A 15,478-nucleotide genomic window follows, 5' to 3' on the forward strand; every position below is an offset into this window, starting at 1 on the left:
TCACGGGATGAGGACCACTCGCCCGCGCAGACCCGCCCGCATTGCCAACAAATGGGTCAGTGTGCTGATCAATGCCCTCGCCGACGGCCCGCAGCGCTACGGCGACCTGTCCCGGCGGGTGGCGGGCATCAGCCAGAAAATGCTCACGCACACCTTGCGGGCGATGGAACGCGACGGACTCGTCGAGCGCACGATCACCGCGGCGGTGCCGGTGCGGGTCGATTACGAGCCGACCGAGCTGGGGGCGAGCCTGCTGCCGGTCATGCGCACCATCAAGGGCTGGGCCGAAACTCCTATGGACCAGGTGCTGACGGCCCGCGAAGACTACGACGCGGAACGCTGATCCCCGGATTTCGCATGGTCAGGGCCGTCGTCACCGGAATATCGGGTGCGCGGCCGCCGGGGGCCGGCGATGCCGATCGGCGCGGCCGATGCGCGATTCGGACACTCGTCCTGGCACGATGATCTCGTGAACGTGGCGTTCGGGCTTGTCCTACTGGTGGCTGCAGCTGTCGCACTGGCGGCACTGGCACGCCGGTTCGAGGTGGGCGAGCCGTTTGTGCTCACCATCGCGGGCGTGATCGCCTCCTACCTGCCGTTCGTGCCGGAATTCGATGTCGATCCCGAACTGGTGCTGCTGGGACTGCTGCCACCGCTGCTCTACACCACCGCCATTCGCACCTCGCTGATCGACTTCCGGCCCAAGAAGGTGTCCATCGCCCTGCTGTCGGTGGGGTTGGTGCTGTTCACGACCTTCGCCGTCGCCGGGGTGGTGTATTGGCTGCTGCCGGTGCCGTTCTCGGCCGCGGTGGCCATCGGCGCCGTGGTGGCCCCGCCCGATGCGGTCGCCGCGACGGCGGTGGCGCGCCGGGTCGGTATGCCGCGCCGCATCGTGACCCTGCTCGAGGGCGAATCGCTGTTCAACGACGCCACCGCGCTGGTCACGCTGCGCACCGCGATCGCGGCCATGGCGGGCACCTTCACCATGTGGGAGGCGGGGGCGGATTTCCTGGGCGCGGCCGGCGGTGGTGCGCTCATCGGCGGTGTGGCCGCGATGGTGCTGGCGTTCCTGCGCCGCCGCATCACCGATCCCGTTCTGGATACCAGTGTTTCGCTGCTGGCCCCGTGGAGTGTGTATCTGCCCGCCGAGGCGCTGCACGCCTCCGGGGTGATCGCGGTGGTGACCTGCGGGCTGATCCTGGGCTACGGCGCACCGCGCTGGCAGAGCGCGGCCTCGCGCATTGCCGAGCACACCAATTGGCGCACCATCCAATTCCTGCTCGAGAGCGCGGTCTTCCTGCTCATCGGCCTGGAGATGCGCCATATCTTCGAGGACGCCTGGAACAGCGATCTGCCGCATACGACGCTGCTGCTGACCTGTGCGGCGGTGCTGGTCACCGTTATCGTCTCGCGCCCGCTGTGGGTGTTCCCGTCCACCTATCTGGCCTGGCAGATCGAGGGCCGCCGCCAGGGCAAACTCAAACCGCAGTGGACCGGGCCGACCGTGGTGTCGTGGGCGGGCATGCGCGGCGTGGTGACGCTGGCGGCAGCGCTGCTGTTGCCTTCGGACACACCGGAATTGGCGACACTTCGATTGCTCGCGGTCGTGGTGGTGGCCGGAACCCTGATACAGGGCATCACACTGCCGTGGCTGGTGCGCCTGCTGCGCCTGCGCGGACCCAGCCATGCCGAAGATCTGCTGCAGGAGGCGAACCTGTTGCAGCAGGCCACCTCCGCGGGTCTGGCAGCGCTGGAAGACAATATCAGCGAGGACACTCCGCCGGAGATCGTCGATTCGCTGCGCCACCGGGTCAACCAGCGCGCGCAGTCCTCGTGGGAACTGCTGGGCCGCTCCGAATCCCAGCGTGTCACCCCCAGCGGCGAATACCGCCGCCTGCGCCTGGTCATGCTGGCGGCCGAACGCGAAACCGTGCTGCGCGTACGTGATTCGGGCACCCTGGATCAAGAGGTCCTGCAGCAGGTGATGGCCACCCTCGACCTCGAGGAATCGGTCATCGATCGCGTCGAGGAAGCCACCGACTCCGGCGACCCCCTCGCCGCCCCGATCGCAGGGGGCTGCGAACACCTGCGCGACGCCCCCTGCGTGCGCGTCCCCGACCACCCCGACGCCTGCTCCGAATGCCTGGACGAAGGCCTGGTCTGGGTCCACCTGCGCATGTGCCTGGGCTGCGGCCACATCGCCTGCTGCGACTCCTCCCCCGGCAACCACGCCACCAAACACTTCAACAACACCGGCCACCCCGTCATGCGCAGCGTCGAACCCGGCGAATCCTGGCGCTGGTGCTACCTCGACGAACTTCTGGGCTGATACCTCGACGGTCCGCCGGTCATCGACTCTCGCCGGAGGCGAGGCCGACGAGTTCGGCGGAGCGGTCCCAGGCGCGGCGCTGCAGGGGTTCGTCGTTGCGGATGCGTACGGGGGGAAGCAGGTGCGCGCCGGGGGTGGAGGAGAAGAAGTGGCCGGTGCTGTCGGTGAGGGTGGCATCCAGGACCAGGCGGATGCCCATGGCCGCGCCCTGCTGCGGGGTGCGCACCAGGGGGGTGCGGGAGAGCGCCCGGGTGGCGGTGGTGAGGATGCCGCTGTCGCGGGTCAGGCCCGAGGCCACCATGCCGGGGCAGAAACTGTTGACGGTCAACGGAGTTGAGGTCAGGCGGCGGGCGAGCTCCTGGGTGAACAGAATGTTCATCAGCTTCGATCGAGCGTAGGCGAAGAGGGAGCCGACCGGGCTGTACCGGGCCGGTTCGGCGAATTCGGCCAGGTCCACGCGCGGCCACATGCGGTGCGCCTCCGAGGCGGTCACCACGATGCGCGGCTGGGTGCCTGATTCCAGTTGCGGCAGTAGCGAATTGGTCAGCAGGAACGGGCCGAGGTGGTTGGTGGCCATCATCAGCTCGTAGCCGTCGCCGGAGCTTTCGGCCGGGATCGAGTGGATGCCGGCGTTATTGACCAGGACGTCGATCCGGTCGTATCGGCGGGCCAGCTCCGCGGCGGCCGTGCGTACCGAGGCCAGATCCGACAGATCGGCGAGGACCACCTCCGGTGTGGCGGCGGCGCCGTCCTCGTCGGCGAGTTCGCGCGCGGTGGCCTCGGCCTTGGTCGCATTGCGCGCGAGGATCGTCACGGCGGCGCCGCGGCGCACGAGCGCTCGCGCGATCTCCTTGCCGATTCCGTTGGTCGCGCCGGTGACGATGATTCGGCGGCCGGTGACCGCGCGCTGGGGGTAGTCGGACATGAGGACATGCTCCTAACCGGATCAGGAACGCCGAGGAATCGATCCGAAGGCCGGTCCCGCATCGCGGCGCCTCGGCCACGGTGTTCGGATGCTCTCAGCAGTCAGATGTCGTTGACATCTGTACTTCCCAGGATATTCGGCTCGGTGCGGGAGTTGTCAACAGCGGCAAGCAGATTGGCGGCTGCGGCGGTGAGTGGCAGCGCGCCGGGTCGCTCGCATTTCCTCGGTATACTCCGGCGGGTGTCCAAGCGGTTGAGTCGTTCCGAGTCCCAGGCTCGCACGCGCGCTCAGCTGATCGAGTCGGCGACCACGCTGTATCTGCGTGAGGGATTCGCCGCGACGTCCAACGATCAGGTCGCCGAAACCGCCGGATACAGTCGCGGCGCGGTGTATTCGAACTTTGCCAGCAAGGAAGAGCTGGCGCTCGCGGTGCTCGATCAGCACATGGCCCGGCAGTTCGAGGCGGTCGAGTTCGCGCTGGATCACGGCACGGTGGCCGACCGGTTCGCCAAATTCCAGCAGTGGCTCGACCAGACACTGGGTGAGCAGCAGTGGGCGCTGCTCAAAGCCGAACTGGCACTGGCCGCGCGCCGCAGTCCCGCACTGCTCGGGCAACTGGCCGCCCGCGATGAGCAGGCGCGCGCCACCGTCACCGTGCTCATCGAACGGGTCATGACCGATATCGGGATCACACTCCCGATCGATCCCCCCACCCTGGCGAGACTGATCCTGGCTCTGGGCAGGGGAATCGCCCTGGAGGGGGTCACCGAGCCGCACCCGTCCGGTGCCTGGCTCACCGAATTCCTCAGGACCACATTGCAACCGATCACACTGATGCTCGCCGACCCCGAAGCATCGCAACCGTGATCGCGGACCTCGGGTCGAGGTGACGAGCGCGCGGCGCGCCCGCCACTGAGCGCTCACCGGCAGCCGCCGAAGCGCTCAGCCCCCCGATACCGAACGCCAGCTCTCTCGGGACCTGAGCGCTCAGCCGTTGCCCCGGCGGCGCGTGCCACCTCAGTCGCAGACGGCGCCGTAGGACGCCGAGCCGACCAGCTTCGAATACTTCGCCAGCACACCGCGGGTGTACCGGGACGGCAACGGTTCCCAGCCGATACGGCGCTCGGCCAGTTCGCTGTCCTCGACCAGCAGATCCAGAGTGCCGGTGCCGACATCGAGCCGGATCCGGTCACCGTCGCGGACGAACGCGATCGGGCCGGCGTCGACCGCCTCGGGTGCGACGTGCCCCACGCACAGTCCGGTGGTGCCGCCGGAGAAGCGGCCGTCGGTGAGCAGCAGGACATCCTTGCCCAGTCCCGCACCCTTGATGGCCGCGGTGATGGCGAGCATCTCGCGCATACCGGGCCCGCCCTTGGGGCCCTCGTAGCGGATGACCACCACGTCACCAGCCGCGATCGTGCCGTCCTCGAGTGCGTCCATCGCCGCCCGCTCGCGATCGAAAACCCTTGCTGTGCCGACGAATACATCGGAGTCGAAACCGGCCGACTTGACCACCGCACCACCGGGTGCGAGCGATCCGCTCAGAATGGTGATACCGCCGGTCGGATGGATCGGCGCGGACATGGCCCGCAGCACCTTGCCGTCGGGGTCCGGCGGGGCGATATCGGCGAGGTTCTGCGCCACCGTCCGCCCGGTCACGGTGAGGCAATCTCCGTGCAGCAGACCGGCATCCAGCAGTGCCTTCATCATCACCGGCACGCCGCCGATGCGGTCCACATCGGTCATCACATGCTTGCCGAAGGGTTTGACGTCCGCCAGATGCGGGACCGTGCGGCCGATGCGCGCGAAATCGGCGAGCGCCAGATCCACGCGCGCCTCGTGCGCGATGGCCAGCAGGTGCAGGACGGCATTGGTGGAACCGCCGAAGGCCATGACCACGGCGATGGCATTCTCGAAGGCTTCCTTGGTCAGGATGTCGGCGGTGGTGATGCCGCGGCGGATCAACTCCACCACCGCTTCGCCGCTGCGCCGGGCGTATCCGTCGCGGCGGCGATCGGTGGCCGGCGGCGCGGCGCTGCCGGGCAGCGACATGCCCATCGCCTCGGCCGCGCTGGCCATGGTGTTGGCGGTGTACATGCCACCGCACGCGCCCTCGCCCGGGCAGATGGCCCGTTCGATGGCATCGACATCCTCGCGGCTCATCAGCCCGCGCGAGCACGCACCGACCGCCTCGAATGCGTCGATGATCGTCACCTCGCGCTCGCTGCCGTCCGACAGCTTCGCGATACCGGGCAGAATCGAACCGGCATAGAGGAATACGCTCGCCAGATTCAGTCGGGCCGCCGCCATCAGCATGCCCGGCAGCGATTTGTCGCAGCCCGCCAGCAGCACCGACCCGTCCAGCCGCTCGGCCTGCATCACGGTCTCGACGCTGTCGGCGATCACCTCGCGCGAGACCAGCGAGAAGTGCATGCCCTCATGCCCCATCGAGATGCCGTCCGAGACCGAGATGGTGCCGAATTGCATCGGGAAGCCGCCGCCCTGGAAGACGCCGTCCTTGGAGGCCTTCGCGAGGCGGTCGAGGGAAAGGTTGCACGGGGTGATCTCGTTCCACGAGGACGCCACGCCGATCTGGGGTTTGACCCAGTCCGCATCGCCCATCCCCACCGCGCGCAGCATGCCGCGCGCGGCGGTCTTCTCCAGTCCGTCGGTGACGTCGCGACTGCGGGGCTTCATATCGGGAGTCTTGCGATCATCGGTCACGGTTGACCATCATCTCCCGGCCGGATCCGAGCAGCAGCATCACCACGCGGGTCCCGCATGCCACCAGCGGCGAGCCCATTCGGAGCGGGGGCACCGCGCCAGCGGTAATCCGCCCTCCCACTTGGTAATACCGGCCGCCCACCGGGTACTGCCCGCTGTATGACCGGCCATGACCGCATTTCGCAAAACGGACTTCGAGGTGACCGCATTCGAGTGGGGGTTCGAGTGGGCTCTAGGGTGTCCCCGTGATTCTGCTCACGGTCGGACTGGCTCTGCTCGGTGTGTTCGCAGTGCGATTCCACATGGATCGTCGTCGAGTGAGCAATGGCGTGTATCTGATGCTGGCGCTGGCGTGCACCGGTGTGTGGCTGGTCGGCAACGGCGGCGATGTCGATCTGGCGCTGGTGCTGGTGCGGTTGCTCGTCGTGCTGCCGCCGCTGGTGGTGCTGGCGCTGGCCGGTCTGCTGATCGGCAACGGCCGGGAAATGATTCGGCGCGAAGGGGCCCGCAGCGGGAACCTGATGTCGATCGCGCCGGGGCTGGTGCTGCTGGTCCCGTATGTGCTGCTCGGTGTCGCCGCGGCCACCGGGAATCTGCGATCGACCGCGCTGGCATCGCTGATCATGGCGGTCGGTTATTTCGGGTTCGTGTTCGCCAGTTTCGCGCTGTACGCGCTGATCTACGGCTGGTTGCCCTATAAGCCCGGCATGGACGCGATCGTGGTGCCCGGCTGCGGGCTCATGGGCGCGCGCGTACCGCCGCTGCTGGCGAGCCGTCTGAATCGCGCGATCCAGATCTATTGGGAGGAGGTCGCCGCGGGGCGGAGTCCGGTGATCATCACCTCCGGCGGCAAGGGTTCGGACGAGGCGGTCTCGGAGGCGTCCGCGATGGCCGCCTACCTCACCGAACGGGGTGTGCCCAGCGAGAGTGTGGCGCTGGAGGAAGGCTCGACCACCACCCGGGAGAATCTGCTGTTCATCAAGCGGCTGCTGGGCGAGCGCGGCGCCTCCACTCGAATGGTGTTGGTGACCAGCAACTTCCATGTGCTGCGCACGGCGATCATGGCCCGCCGCCTGAAGCTGGACGCGGAGGTCACCGGCTCCCGGACGGCGTTCTACTTCTTGCCGAGCGCGATCCTGCGGGAATTCGTCGCACTCCTGGTCGCCTACAAGTGGACCAATATCGTCGCGTGCCTGGTGCTGGCGGCGGTGCCACTGGTCCTGGCCCTGGTCACCGGCAAGGTACCCATGAGCTACTGAAGCCCCCGCGCGCGACGTCCTTGCTTGTAGATCGCAGAGCCGGCACCTTCCGGATAGAACAGATGAGTGTGCGCAGCAGGAACAACGTGGTCGTCACCGGCCTCCGGACCGCCCCGACCTCGGCGACGAATTGACCGAGGGCTTCTGCCGTACCGACCCGGTGATCGCGCAGGTCTTCGCCCAGGCCACGTTCGTGTCGGACAATCGCGCCGATCTGCCCGAGCTCGCGGTCCCGACGCTGGTGATCCAGACCGCGCAGGACGCGATCGCTCCGCGTGAGGTCGGCCAGTTCGTCCACGACGAGATCCGCGGCAGCTCCCTGGTCACCCTGGACGCGATCGGGCACTACCCGCAGTTGAGCGCACCGGAACTCACGGCGGCGGCGATTATCGACTTTGTGAACGAAAGCTGATGTGCCGCAACGCCGATCAGGTGGACGGTGGAGACGATCATCCGTCCGGCGATGACGGTGCGGACCCGGCGTTCTCGGCACTGTTGAAGGACAGCGCCGAGAACCTCTACGAGCATGCCGCCTGGGCGCAGGCGCAGGTCGGCACGGGCATCAATCTGGGCAGCGCCTGCGTGGTCAGCTGAGCGTGCGCGCCGCGTGATCGGGCGGCCCGGCCCCGGGTGTGCGCCGCCACCCGGGGCCGGGCACTACTCTTCAGAAGGTGCAGACCGAGCAACCTCCCTCCGACGCCGAACCCCGTATCTGGGGCGGAACGACCCTCACCGAACGCCGTGAGGCCCGTCGCGCCGCGCTGCTCGACGCCGCCCTCGACCTGATCGGGGAGTCCGGCGCGGGTGCGGTGACCATGCGCGCGGTCTGTCGCAAGGCCACGCTCACGGACCGCTATTTCTACGAAAGCTTCACCAGCAGAGACGAATTGCTGGATGTGCTGTACCGCCAGATCGCCGAGGAGTTCCTGGAGCCGATGACCGCGTTCGCGGTGGGCGATGATCCGCTGCGCGATCGCGCACTTTCGGAGGTGCTGGTCGACAAGGTGCTGCAGGATCCCCGCAAATCCCGGTTATTCCTGGTCGAGCCGTACTCCTCCACCGGCCTGGGCCAGACCACCATCGCGGTCATGCCCGCCTTCACCCGGCTGATCCAGGATCATCTGTTCGCCCATATCGCCGATCCCACCCGCCGCCGTCTGGCCGCGGTCACCATGGCCAGTGGCAATGCGGGCATGTTCTCGGCCTGGCTCAACGGCACGCTGCGCGCGACGCGCGATCAGATCGTCGATCACCTGGTGCAGACGATCGCGGCCTATCGCGGCATGTACCGCTGAGCCCTGCGCATTCAGTCGTGCATGGTCGGACTCGGATTGGGGCGGATGCGGACGGTGGGGTCGGTGGCCACCATCGTCGAAGGCAGGGCGCCCAGGCGACCGTCGTCCTTGTAGACGACCGACACTCCGCTCGCGACCGCATACGACAGGTCCCGATCCACCAGCAGTTCGCGCGCCCCTACGTTGAAAACGAACACCTCGTCGTTTTCGACAATAGTGCGGTCGTCCAAACAGAATGTGCCCCAGCGCCATTCGGGCTGCAACACATCTCGAATATTCTGCCGCGCCTGCTCATACGTCACGCCCATTGCTTCTCCCCGCCACTCCAGGACCCGAGACCGCACACCACACCATTGCCTAACGCATTGTCCTCCACGCCCTTTGCCATCACGGCAACCCGCGAATCGACGGCGCGTCGGCATCCTGAATTGGTGCGGCAACGACAATTCGGGCCTCAGACGCTGCTGCCGAACAATTGTGCGGCCATCTCCGGGGAGGCGTCGGCGGTGGCGAAACCTCGTGGCAGCATGACCACTTCGTACGCGCCGACGGCGGCGATCAGCGACTGCTCCCCGCGCGCCGCGGTGAGCAGTTCGGTGGCCAGGGTCTGCGCGTCCGGCAGTGCGGTGTTCGCGCCGACGCCGCCGGCGGGCGGCATGGTGTGGACGATTCCCGGTCGGTCGATCGTGGCGCCGATGCCGATCGGACCGCCGATACCGCGCGCGGTGCGCGGGGGTGTGGCGCCCGCCACAGCGAGGCGCTGTCACAGAAAACGGGTCACCGGCATCTCATGGTCGTCCGCTGCACAGCGCAGCGCTACGAGTGAGGACGATGTCATGGAATCACGGTTGAATTTGTTCGACACCGAGGTCGGCGCGAAGTTCGCCAAGCGGTTCGCCCATGCGGCGATGGTGATCATCGGGTCGGCGCTGCCGAAGGTCACGCAGGAGCTGGTGATGCTGCGGGTCAGTCAGATCAACGGCTGCGGCTACTGCACCGATGCGCACGCCAAGGATCTCGCGCATGCCGGAGAACCCGCGGTGCGGATCAATCTGGTCGCGGCCTGGCGCGAGAGCACGGTCTTCACCGAGGCCGAGCGGGCGGCGCTCGCGTTCGCCGAGGAGGGCACCCGTCTCACCGACGCCCACCACGGCGTTTCCGATGAGACCTGGGCGCAGGCGCGCAAGCATTACGACGATGAGCAGCTCGCGGCGCTGGTCGCGCTGGTCGCGCAGATCAATGCGGCCAATCGGCTCGGTGTGATCCTGCGCCAGCAGGGCGGGTCCTACGAGCCCGGCGCGTTCGCGGCCACGGTCGACTGACCGGCAGGTGAATCCCGGCCCGGCCCAGAATCATTCGTCCCGGGCCGGGCCCGCCCGAGCGCCGATGCTTCCCGCTGGATGTCCTCAGGGCACCCGCACCGGCGATGGTGTGCCGGCTGCGACCGGATCAGCCCTGCGCGGGCAGTTGCGCCAGGCGCAGATTGTTGCCCGACGGGTCGCGGAAGGAGCAGTCGATGCCATAGGGCTGCTCCTGCGGCTTCTCGGTGAATTCCACCCCGCGCGACTGCAGGGTCTCGAAGTCCCGCCGCACATCGTCGGTGGTCAGGAAGACCGCTCCGGCATAGCCTTTGGACATCAGGTCACGCACCTGGGCCTGGGTCTCCGAATCCATCACCGGCGCACCGGGAACGGCCATGAGGACGATTTCGACCTCGGGCTGTCCGACGGGACCGACCGAGAGCCAGCGGAAGTCGCCCATCTCCGGCATGGTCACATCGCTGCGCAATTCCATACCGACCTTGTCGGTATAGAACGTGAGCGCGGCGGCCTGGTCGTGCACCCACAGCTGCACGCTGGAAATCTTCATTATCGGTTCTCCCTGATCGGACCTGTTGCGGACTGTCCTGAACGCTAACCGGCCCGGATGCGCCCGGTCTTCTCGAAACGTGCTGTTTTGCCCGCGCGCGGGCAGCGCGATGGCCTCTCGTTTGCCCGTCACATTCGAACCAGTGCGATCCATGTCACAAACCCCTTGAACCCGCTGGTGATCGCCGGTGCTCGCGACGCGGCGGTCAGCACCGCGAGTTTGCTCGAACAAACCCCCGGGTATGTCGACTCTTCGTGTGGGCACCGCAGCCGTGCCGCACCACCGATCTCGCGACCAGGGAAGAGAGCCGCTCATGACGACCCGCGACCCGAAATCCGCACAGCAGACCCGTGCGGTGGCCGCAGCGGCCATGGGCAATGCCACCGAATGGTTCGACTACGGCGTCTACGCCGCGGCCGCCACCTACATCACCGCCGCCTTCTTCCCCGGACACCTCGGCGCCCTGGGCACGATGCTGGGTTTCGCGGTGTCGTTCCTGCTGCGCCCGCTCGGCGGCATGGTGTGGGGCCCGCTCGGGGACCGGGTCGGCCGCAAAACCGTGCTGGCCACCACGATTCTGCTCATGGCCGGCGCGACCGGCGCCCTGGGCATCCTGCCCACCCACGCCACCGCGGGCGTGCTGGCGCCCATTCTGCTGATCACCCTGCGCGTGGTGCAGGGCTTCTCCACCGGCGGTGAATACGGCGGCGCCGCAACCTATCTCGCCGAAACCTGCCCCGATCGCCGGCGCGGTTTCCTGGGCAGCTTCCTGGAATTCGGCACCCTGGGCGGTTTCGTCGGCGGTTCGGCGGTGGTGCTGGCCTGTCAGCTGGCGCTGGGCTCGGATGCCATGTACGCGTGGGGCTGGCGCATTCCGTTCCTGCTGGCGGTGCCGCTGGGGCTGATCGGCTGGTATCTGCGCTCACGCCTGGAGGAATCGCCGGTCTTCACCGAGGTGGCGGCCCAGAAGCAGCCGCCGACCGGATTGCGGGTGCTGTTCACCGATTACCGGCGCGAGCTGCTGACCCTGGCCGGACTGGTGGTGGCGCTCAATATCGCGAACTACACCCTGCTGACCTATCAGCCGACCTATCTGCAGCACACCCTCGGCATGGGGGAATCGACCACCACCGCCATGATGCTGATCGGCCAGGTGATCATGATGGCGGCGCTGCCGTGGTTCGGCCGTCTGTCCGACCGGGTCGGGCGCCGGCCCATGTGGCTGTATTCGCTGATCGGCCTGGCGGTGCTGGCGGTGCCGATGTACTGGCTGATGGGCCGTGGAACCGCCTGGGCCGTCGTCGGTTTCGTGACGCTGGGCCTGCTGTATCTGCCGCAGCTGGCGACCATCACGGCCACCTTCCCCGCCATCTTCCCCACCCAGGTTCGCTATGCGGGATTCGCGCTGGGCTACAACGTGTCCACCGCCGTCTTCGGCGGCACCGCACCGCTGGTGAACGAGGCGGTCATCGACGGCACCGGCTGGACCCTGTTCCCGGCGCTGTACATGGTCTTCGGCTGCGGTATCGGCCTGATCGCCTGGTTCTTCCTGCGCGAGACCGCGGGCGCCTCGCTGCGCGGCACCGATGTGCCCGATTCCGGAGAGATGCCGGTCCTCGCGAAGGCCGGCGCGGTCCCGGATGCGCGCGGTGCGGCCGTCGGCGCGTGATCGGCGGGAAGTCCGGCACACGAGGGTCCAATTCACCTGCCGGAGAACGGCTTTCCTTCCCACTCGGGAGGAGCGCTTTCCCGCCGTCGGACAGGGTGTGCCGTCAGGACGGGCTGTTCTGGGGTCGGCCGAAAAAGCGCACCATGCACGCGGGCACGCGCACGTGCTGGGCGGCGGGCGGATAGGCGGCGCGGTACATCGTCGGTGACCGTCCGAAGGTGCGGGTGAAGGTGGTGGTGAACGACCCGACGCTCAGCCAGCCGACCCGGAAGCAGATATCGGCGACGGAATGGTCGGTATAGCGCAGCAGCGCCGCGGCGCGTTCCATCCGGCGCGTGAGCAGATAGCTGTGCGGTGACTCGCCGAAGGCGCGGCGGAATTCGCGACTGAAATGCGCGCGCGACAGTCCGGCCGCCGCCGCCATATCGACCACCCCGAGGGGTTCGCCGTAGCGCGCGTCGGCGAGATCTTTCGCCCGCAGCAGATGCCGTGCGATCGGTACCGAAACCACGCTCCCGAGTATGCCGCCCCGCGGCGACATGGGTGCGACGGGCGCCACACCGGGTTGCCTCATGCACCGACCAGGGTGTTTACTCGCAACCGCAAGGTGCCGTCGTTAGCTGAGGCTCCTCTGCGGATACAGGCCGGCGACCCCGAACGTCGAGAGACGCCCCGGGTCAGGACAGGTCTCCCCGGATCAAGGGGTGATCCCGACCGGCTCCCGCCCCTGGTGCGGGTTACGCCGTGGAGTGCCAAAGGTCTTACGAGGGGTGGTCACCGTTCGGCGATTCGCGCCGGAAACCACTCCCCTGGCGCGCTCGCAGACGCAACTGGAGGTGAGTGTCATGCCCGATGGACCGGACAAAGTTCCGTTAGCCAATCGTTCACCAGGCGACACTCCCTTTCTCCGCTGCGCGGTGCTTTTCCCCCTGTAGCGTGCGTTCACGAGTGCGCCGACCTCTTAGTGGAGGGCGTCATGACCACGTGGGAAATGCTGCTTCGGCTCGGCGCGGGTGTCGGGTTCGGTGCGGTGATCGGCTTCGAGCGGCAGTACCGGGCACGCATGGCCGGATTGCGCACGAATGCCCTGGTCTCCGCCGGAGCCACCCTGTTCGTACTGCTGTCGGCACACGGTTTCAGCGGCAGCGACGCTGACCCGACTCGCGTTGCGGCACAGATTGTTTCCGGTATCGGCTTCCTCGGCGCGGGTGTCATCATGCGCGACGGGTTCAATATCCGCGGCCTCAACACCGCCGCCACGCTGTGGTGTGCGGCCGCGGTCGGCGCGCTGACCGGCGCCGGGATGTACACCACCGCCGCGGCGGGCACGGTCGCGGTCGTGGTGGTCAATACCGCGCTGCGCACCGCCGCCCGCGCGGTGGATCGGCCGGTCGATCGCGATCAGGACGCGCTGTACGCGTTCACCGCCGTCACCGATGACGCGCACGAGGCCGCGGTGCGCTCGCTGCTGGTGCAGTCCTTGACGCGCACGGACTTTCGGCTGGTGTCCATCTCCAGTCACAACACCGTGCCTGGGCGGGTGGAGGTGCGCGCGGAGTTGACCGGTGACCGCCGCGACGACCGGCAGATGGAGTCCGCGGTGAGCCGGCTGAGCTTGGAGCCGTCGGTCACCAGTGTCGGCTGGCGCACGGTGCCGCAACCGGAGGTGGAGGCATGAGCACCACCTATCCCACCCGCGGTGTGCTCGATCGCCCGCGTTCGCGCTGGGCCGATATCGCGGTCTTCGCGGGCGCGGCGGTCCTGATCTGGCTGGTGGTGCGGGTCTCGCAAGGCATGAATGTGCCTTTCGACGATTCGTCCGCACCGTCGAGCATTTCCACCGATCCCGCCGAGTTGCCCTACTACGCGGCGCGGTCGCTGCTGCGGATGTTCCTGGCGCTGGGTCTGTCGATCGTGTTCACCTTCGTGTTCGCCACCGCCGCGGCCCGGCTGCCGCGCGCGGAGAAGCTCATGCTCCCGGCGCTGGACATTCTGCAGTCGGTGCCGATCCTGGGTTTCCTGTCGGTGACCGTGACCGGATTCATCGCCCTGTTCCCGGGCTCCACACTGGGTTTGGAGGCCGCGTCGATTTTCGCGATCTTCACCTCCCAGGCCTGGAATATGGCGTTCGCGTTCCACCACAGCCTCGTTTCGCAACCGCGGGAACTCGATGAGGCGGCCCGCAATCTGAGATTGTCGCGCTGGCAGCGGTTCTGGCGACTGGATGTGCCCAGCGGCATGTTCCCGCTGGTGTGGAACGCGATGATGAGTTTCGGCGGCGGCTGGTTCTTCCTGACCGCGGCCGAGGCGATCAGCGTCAACAATCGTGAGTACGCGCTGCCGGGCATCGGCTCCTATGTCGCCAGTGCGGCCGCCGAGAGTGATACCGGCAAGGTGCTGCTGGCGATCGTGACCATGGTCGTCATGGTGGTGGGCTTGAATGTGCTGTTCTGGCGGCCGATCACGGTGTGGGTGGAGCGTTTTCGCTTCGAGGACAGCAAATCCGCGCAGGCCCCGCGCAGCCTGGTGCTGAATCTGTTGCGCCGCAGCCACATCACGGTGCTGCTGGGGCGGGTCTTCGGGCCGCTGGTGTATCCGATCGACCGGATGATGCGGGTGTTCGGCCTGGCCGAATATCAGCTGTATGTGCCCGACAAGCGCCGCCGCGCCAATGATCTGGTGTTCACACTCATCGTCTCGGCCGCGCTGGCGGTGGGCTGTTTCCTCATGCTGCGCTATATCCGGTCCACGGTCGGTTTCGAGGAACTCGCCCATGCCGCGGGCCTGGGCGCGATCACGCTGGCGCGGGTGATCGTGGTGCTGCTCTTCGCCACGGTCATCTGGGTGCCGGTCGGGGTGTGGATCGGGTTGAACCCCAAGGTGTCCCGGATCGCACAGCCGATCGTGCAGGTGCTGGCCAGCTTCCCCGCCAACTTCCTGTTCCCGCTCATCGGCGCGGTGCTGCTGGCGACCAATGCGAGCCTGCAGTGGGCGGGCATCGTGCTGATGGCCCTGGGTGCGCAGTGGTACATCCTGTTCAATGTGATCGCGGGCGCCTCGGCGGTGCCCAATGATCTGCGCGAGGCCGCGACCAGTCTGCGCCTGCCCCGCACCCTGTGGTGGCGGCGGCTGATCCTGCCCGCCATCTTCCCCAGCTTCGTCACCGGCGCGATCACCGCGGCCGGCGGGGCGTGGAATGCCGCCATCGTCGCCGAGGTCGTGAAATTCGGTGACACCACGCTGACGGCGACCGGTCTGGGTTCCTATATCGCCGATGCCACCAGCGTCGGTGACGGCCCGCGCATTCTGGTGGGCGTGCTCATCATGAGCGCCTATGTGGTCGGCCTCAATCGACTCTTCTGGCGGCGGCTCTACGCCCTGGCGCAACGCCGCTACTCGTTCTAAGGA

The 15,478-nt window shown here is 67.6% G+C and carries 17 protein-coding genes and 1 riboswitch; of the genes, 11 read left to right on the forward strand and 6 right to left on the reverse strand.

Annotated features, from left to right (window positions below; translation table 11 throughout):
- The first annotated feature begins 7 nt into the window (after positions 1-7).
- Both OG716_RS12025 and OG716_RS12030 read left to right on the forward strand, forming a co-directional pair.
- Positions 8-343 (forward strand): winged helix-turn-helix transcriptional regulator, encoded by a 336-nt coding sequence (locus OG716_RS12025; protein WP_405137714.1) that lies wholly within the window; start codon positions 8-10, stop codon positions 341-343.
- A gap of 126 nt (positions 344-469) precedes the next feature.
- Complete coding sequence (locus tag OG716_RS12030) at positions 470-2,329, forward strand: Na+/H+ antiporter (RefSeq protein WP_405137715.1); 1,860 nt, start codon at positions 470-472, stop codon at positions 2,327-2,329.
- 19 nt (positions 2,330-2,348) lie between these two features.
- Here the strand turns inward: OG716_RS12030 and OG716_RS12035 are convergent, their stop codons facing one another.
- Positions 2,349-3,254: an SDR family NAD(P)-dependent oxidoreductase gene (locus OG716_RS12035; RefSeq protein ID WP_405137716.1), complete on the reverse strand. Its 906-nt coding sequence runs from the start codon at positions 3,252-3,254 to the stop codon at positions 2,349-2,351.
- Between the two features lie 240 nt (positions 3,255-3,494).
- Between OG716_RS12035 and OG716_RS12040 the strand changes: the two genes are divergently transcribed.
- Positions 3,495-4,121 (forward strand): TetR/AcrR family transcriptional regulator, encoded by a 627-nt coding sequence (locus tag OG716_RS12040; RefSeq protein WP_405137717.1) that lies wholly within the window; start codon positions 3,495-3,497, stop codon positions 4,119-4,121.
- A 150-nt stretch (positions 4,122-4,271) separates the two neighbouring features.
- Here the strand turns inward: OG716_RS12040 and ilvD are convergent, their stop codons facing one another.
- Positions 4,272-5,951 (reverse strand): dihydroxy-acid dehydratase, encoded by a 1,680-nt coding sequence (ilvD, locus tag OG716_RS12045; protein WP_405139643.1) that lies wholly within the window; start codon positions 5,949-5,951, stop codon positions 4,272-4,274.
- A 272-nt stretch (positions 5,952-6,223) separates the two neighbouring features.
- On the opposite strand from ilvD, the gene OG716_RS12050 reads away from it, so the two are divergent.
- From OG716_RS12050 to OG716_RS12065, 4 genes are all read left to right on the forward strand, one after another.
- Positions 6,224-7,237 (forward strand): YdcF family protein, encoded by a 1,014-nt coding sequence (locus OG716_RS12050; protein WP_405137718.1) that lies wholly within the window; start codon positions 6,224-6,226, stop codon positions 7,235-7,237.
- A 130-nt stretch (positions 7,238-7,367) separates the two neighbouring features.
- Positions 7,368-7,649, forward strand: coding sequence for an alpha/beta fold hydrolase (locus tag OG716_RS12055; RefSeq protein ID WP_405137719.1), 282 nt, complete (start codon positions 7,368-7,370; stop codon positions 7,647-7,649).
- On the forward strand, positions 7,649-7,831 hold the full coding sequence (locus OG716_RS12060) for a hypothetical protein (protein ID WP_405137720.1): 183 nt from the start codon (positions 7,649-7,651) through the stop codon (positions 7,829-7,831). The genes OG716_RS12055 and OG716_RS12060 overlap by 1 nt, the downstream gene beginning before the upstream one ends.
- Positions 7,832-7,908: 77 nt before the next feature.
- Complete coding sequence (locus OG716_RS12065) at positions 7,909-8,532, forward strand: TetR/AcrR family transcriptional regulator (RefSeq protein WP_355127915.1); 624 nt, start codon at positions 7,909-7,911, stop codon at positions 8,530-8,532.
- A gap of 11 nt (positions 8,533-8,543) precedes the next feature.
- Here OG716_RS12065 and OG716_RS12070 read toward each other — a convergent pair whose 3' ends face one another.
- Together OG716_RS12070 and OG716_RS12075 are read right to left on the reverse strand one after the other, a co-directional pair.
- On the reverse strand, positions 8,544-8,840 hold the full coding sequence (locus tag OG716_RS12070) for a hypothetical protein (RefSeq protein WP_405137721.1): 297 nt from the start codon (positions 8,838-8,840) through the stop codon (positions 8,544-8,546).
- A gap of 146 nt (positions 8,841-8,986) precedes the next feature.
- Positions 8,987-9,283 carry an FAD-dependent monooxygenase gene (locus OG716_RS12075; protein WP_405137722.1) on the reverse strand — a complete coding sequence of 99 codons (297 nt, stop codon included), beginning with the start codon at positions 9,281-9,283 and terminating at the stop codon, positions 8,987-8,989.
- Between the two features lie 85 nt (positions 9,284-9,368).
- On the opposite strand from OG716_RS12075, the gene OG716_RS12080 reads away from it, so the two are divergent.
- Positions 9,369-9,854, forward strand: a complete 486-nt coding sequence (locus OG716_RS12080; protein WP_405137723.1) for a carboxymuconolactone decarboxylase family protein — start codon at positions 9,369-9,371, stop codon at positions 9,852-9,854.
- Positions 9,855-9,981: 127 nt separating this feature from the next.
- Here OG716_RS12080 and OG716_RS12085 read toward each other — a convergent pair whose 3' ends face one another.
- Positions 9,982-10,404 (reverse strand): VOC family protein, encoded by a 423-nt coding sequence (locus tag OG716_RS12085; RefSeq protein WP_405139645.1) that lies wholly within the window; start codon positions 10,402-10,404, stop codon positions 9,982-9,984.
- Between the two features lie 310 nt (positions 10,405-10,714).
- Between OG716_RS12085 and OG716_RS12090 the strand changes: the two genes are divergently transcribed.
- Positions 10,715-12,070 carry an MFS transporter gene (locus OG716_RS12090; protein ID WP_405137724.1) on the forward strand — a complete coding sequence of 452 codons (1,356 nt, stop codon included), beginning with the start codon at positions 10,715-10,717 and terminating at the stop codon, positions 12,068-12,070.
- Positions 12,071-12,173: 103 nt separating this feature from the next.
- On the opposite strand, the gene OG716_RS12095 is transcribed toward OG716_RS12090, so the two are convergent.
- Positions 12,174-12,581 carry a helix-turn-helix domain-containing protein gene (locus OG716_RS12095; RefSeq protein ID WP_405137725.1) on the reverse strand — a complete coding sequence of 136 codons (408 nt, stop codon included), beginning with the start codon at positions 12,579-12,581 and terminating at the stop codon, positions 12,174-12,176.
- 94 nt (positions 12,582-12,675) lie between these two features.
- A riboswitch (M-box (ykoK) riboswitch) is annotated at positions 12,676-12,849 on the forward strand.
- 197 nt (positions 12,850-13,046) lie between these two features.
- On the opposite strand from OG716_RS12095, the gene OG716_RS12100 reads away from it, so the two are divergent.
- Complete coding sequence (locus OG716_RS12100; RefSeq protein ID WP_297625519.1) at positions 13,047-13,748, forward strand: MgtC/SapB family protein; 702 nt, start codon at positions 13,047-13,049, stop codon at positions 13,746-13,748.
- Positions 13,745-15,475 (forward strand): ABC transporter permease, encoded by a 1,731-nt coding sequence (locus OG716_RS12105; protein ID WP_405137726.1) that lies wholly within the window; start codon positions 13,745-13,747, stop codon positions 15,473-15,475. The genes OG716_RS12100 and OG716_RS12105 overlap by 4 nt, the downstream gene beginning before the upstream one ends.
- Positions 15,476-15,478 lie beyond the last annotated feature (3 nt).

The sequence above is a fragment of the Nocardia sp. NBC_01388 genome, from assembly GCF_045040085.1.
Lineage (GTDB): Bacteria > Actinomycetota > Actinomycetes > Mycobacteriales > Mycobacteriaceae > Nocardia.

Bases quoted from the DNA above. Each gene is read 5' to 3' on its own strand.
- OG716_RS12100 (WP_297625519.1), top strand. From the start codon at position 13,047: ATGACCACGTGGGAAATGCTGCTTCGGCTCGGCGCGGGTGTCGGGTTC.
- OG716_RS12090 (WP_405137724.1), top strand. From the start codon at position 10,715: ATGACGACCCGCGACCCGAAATCCGCACAGCAGACCCGTGCGGTGGCC.
- OG716_RS12060 (WP_405137720.1), top strand. From the start codon at position 7,649: ATGTGCCGCAACGCCGATCAGGTGGACGGTGGAGACGATCATCCGTCC.
- ilvD (WP_405139643.1), bottom strand. From the start codon at position 5,951: ATGAAGCCCCGCAGTCGCGACGTCACCGACGGACTGGAGAAGACCGCC.
- OG716_RS12070 (WP_405137721.1), bottom strand. From the start codon at position 8,840: ATGGGCGTGACGTATGAGCAGGCGCGGCAGAATATTCGAGATGTGTTG.
- OG716_RS12025 (WP_405137714.1), top strand. From the start codon at position 8: ATGAGGACCACTCGCCCGCGCAGACCCGCCCGCATTGCCAACAAATGG.
- OG716_RS12105 (WP_405137726.1), top strand. From the start codon at position 13,745: ATGAGCACCACCTATCCCACCCGCGGTGTGCTCGATCGCCCGCGTTCG.
- OG716_RS12035 (WP_405137716.1), bottom strand. From the start codon at position 3,254: ATGTCCGACTACCCCCAGCGCGCGGTCACCGGCCGCCGAATCATCGTC.
- OG716_RS12080 (WP_405137723.1), top strand. From the start codon at position 9,369: ATGGAATCACGGTTGAATTTGTTCGACACCGAGGTCGGCGCGAAGTTC.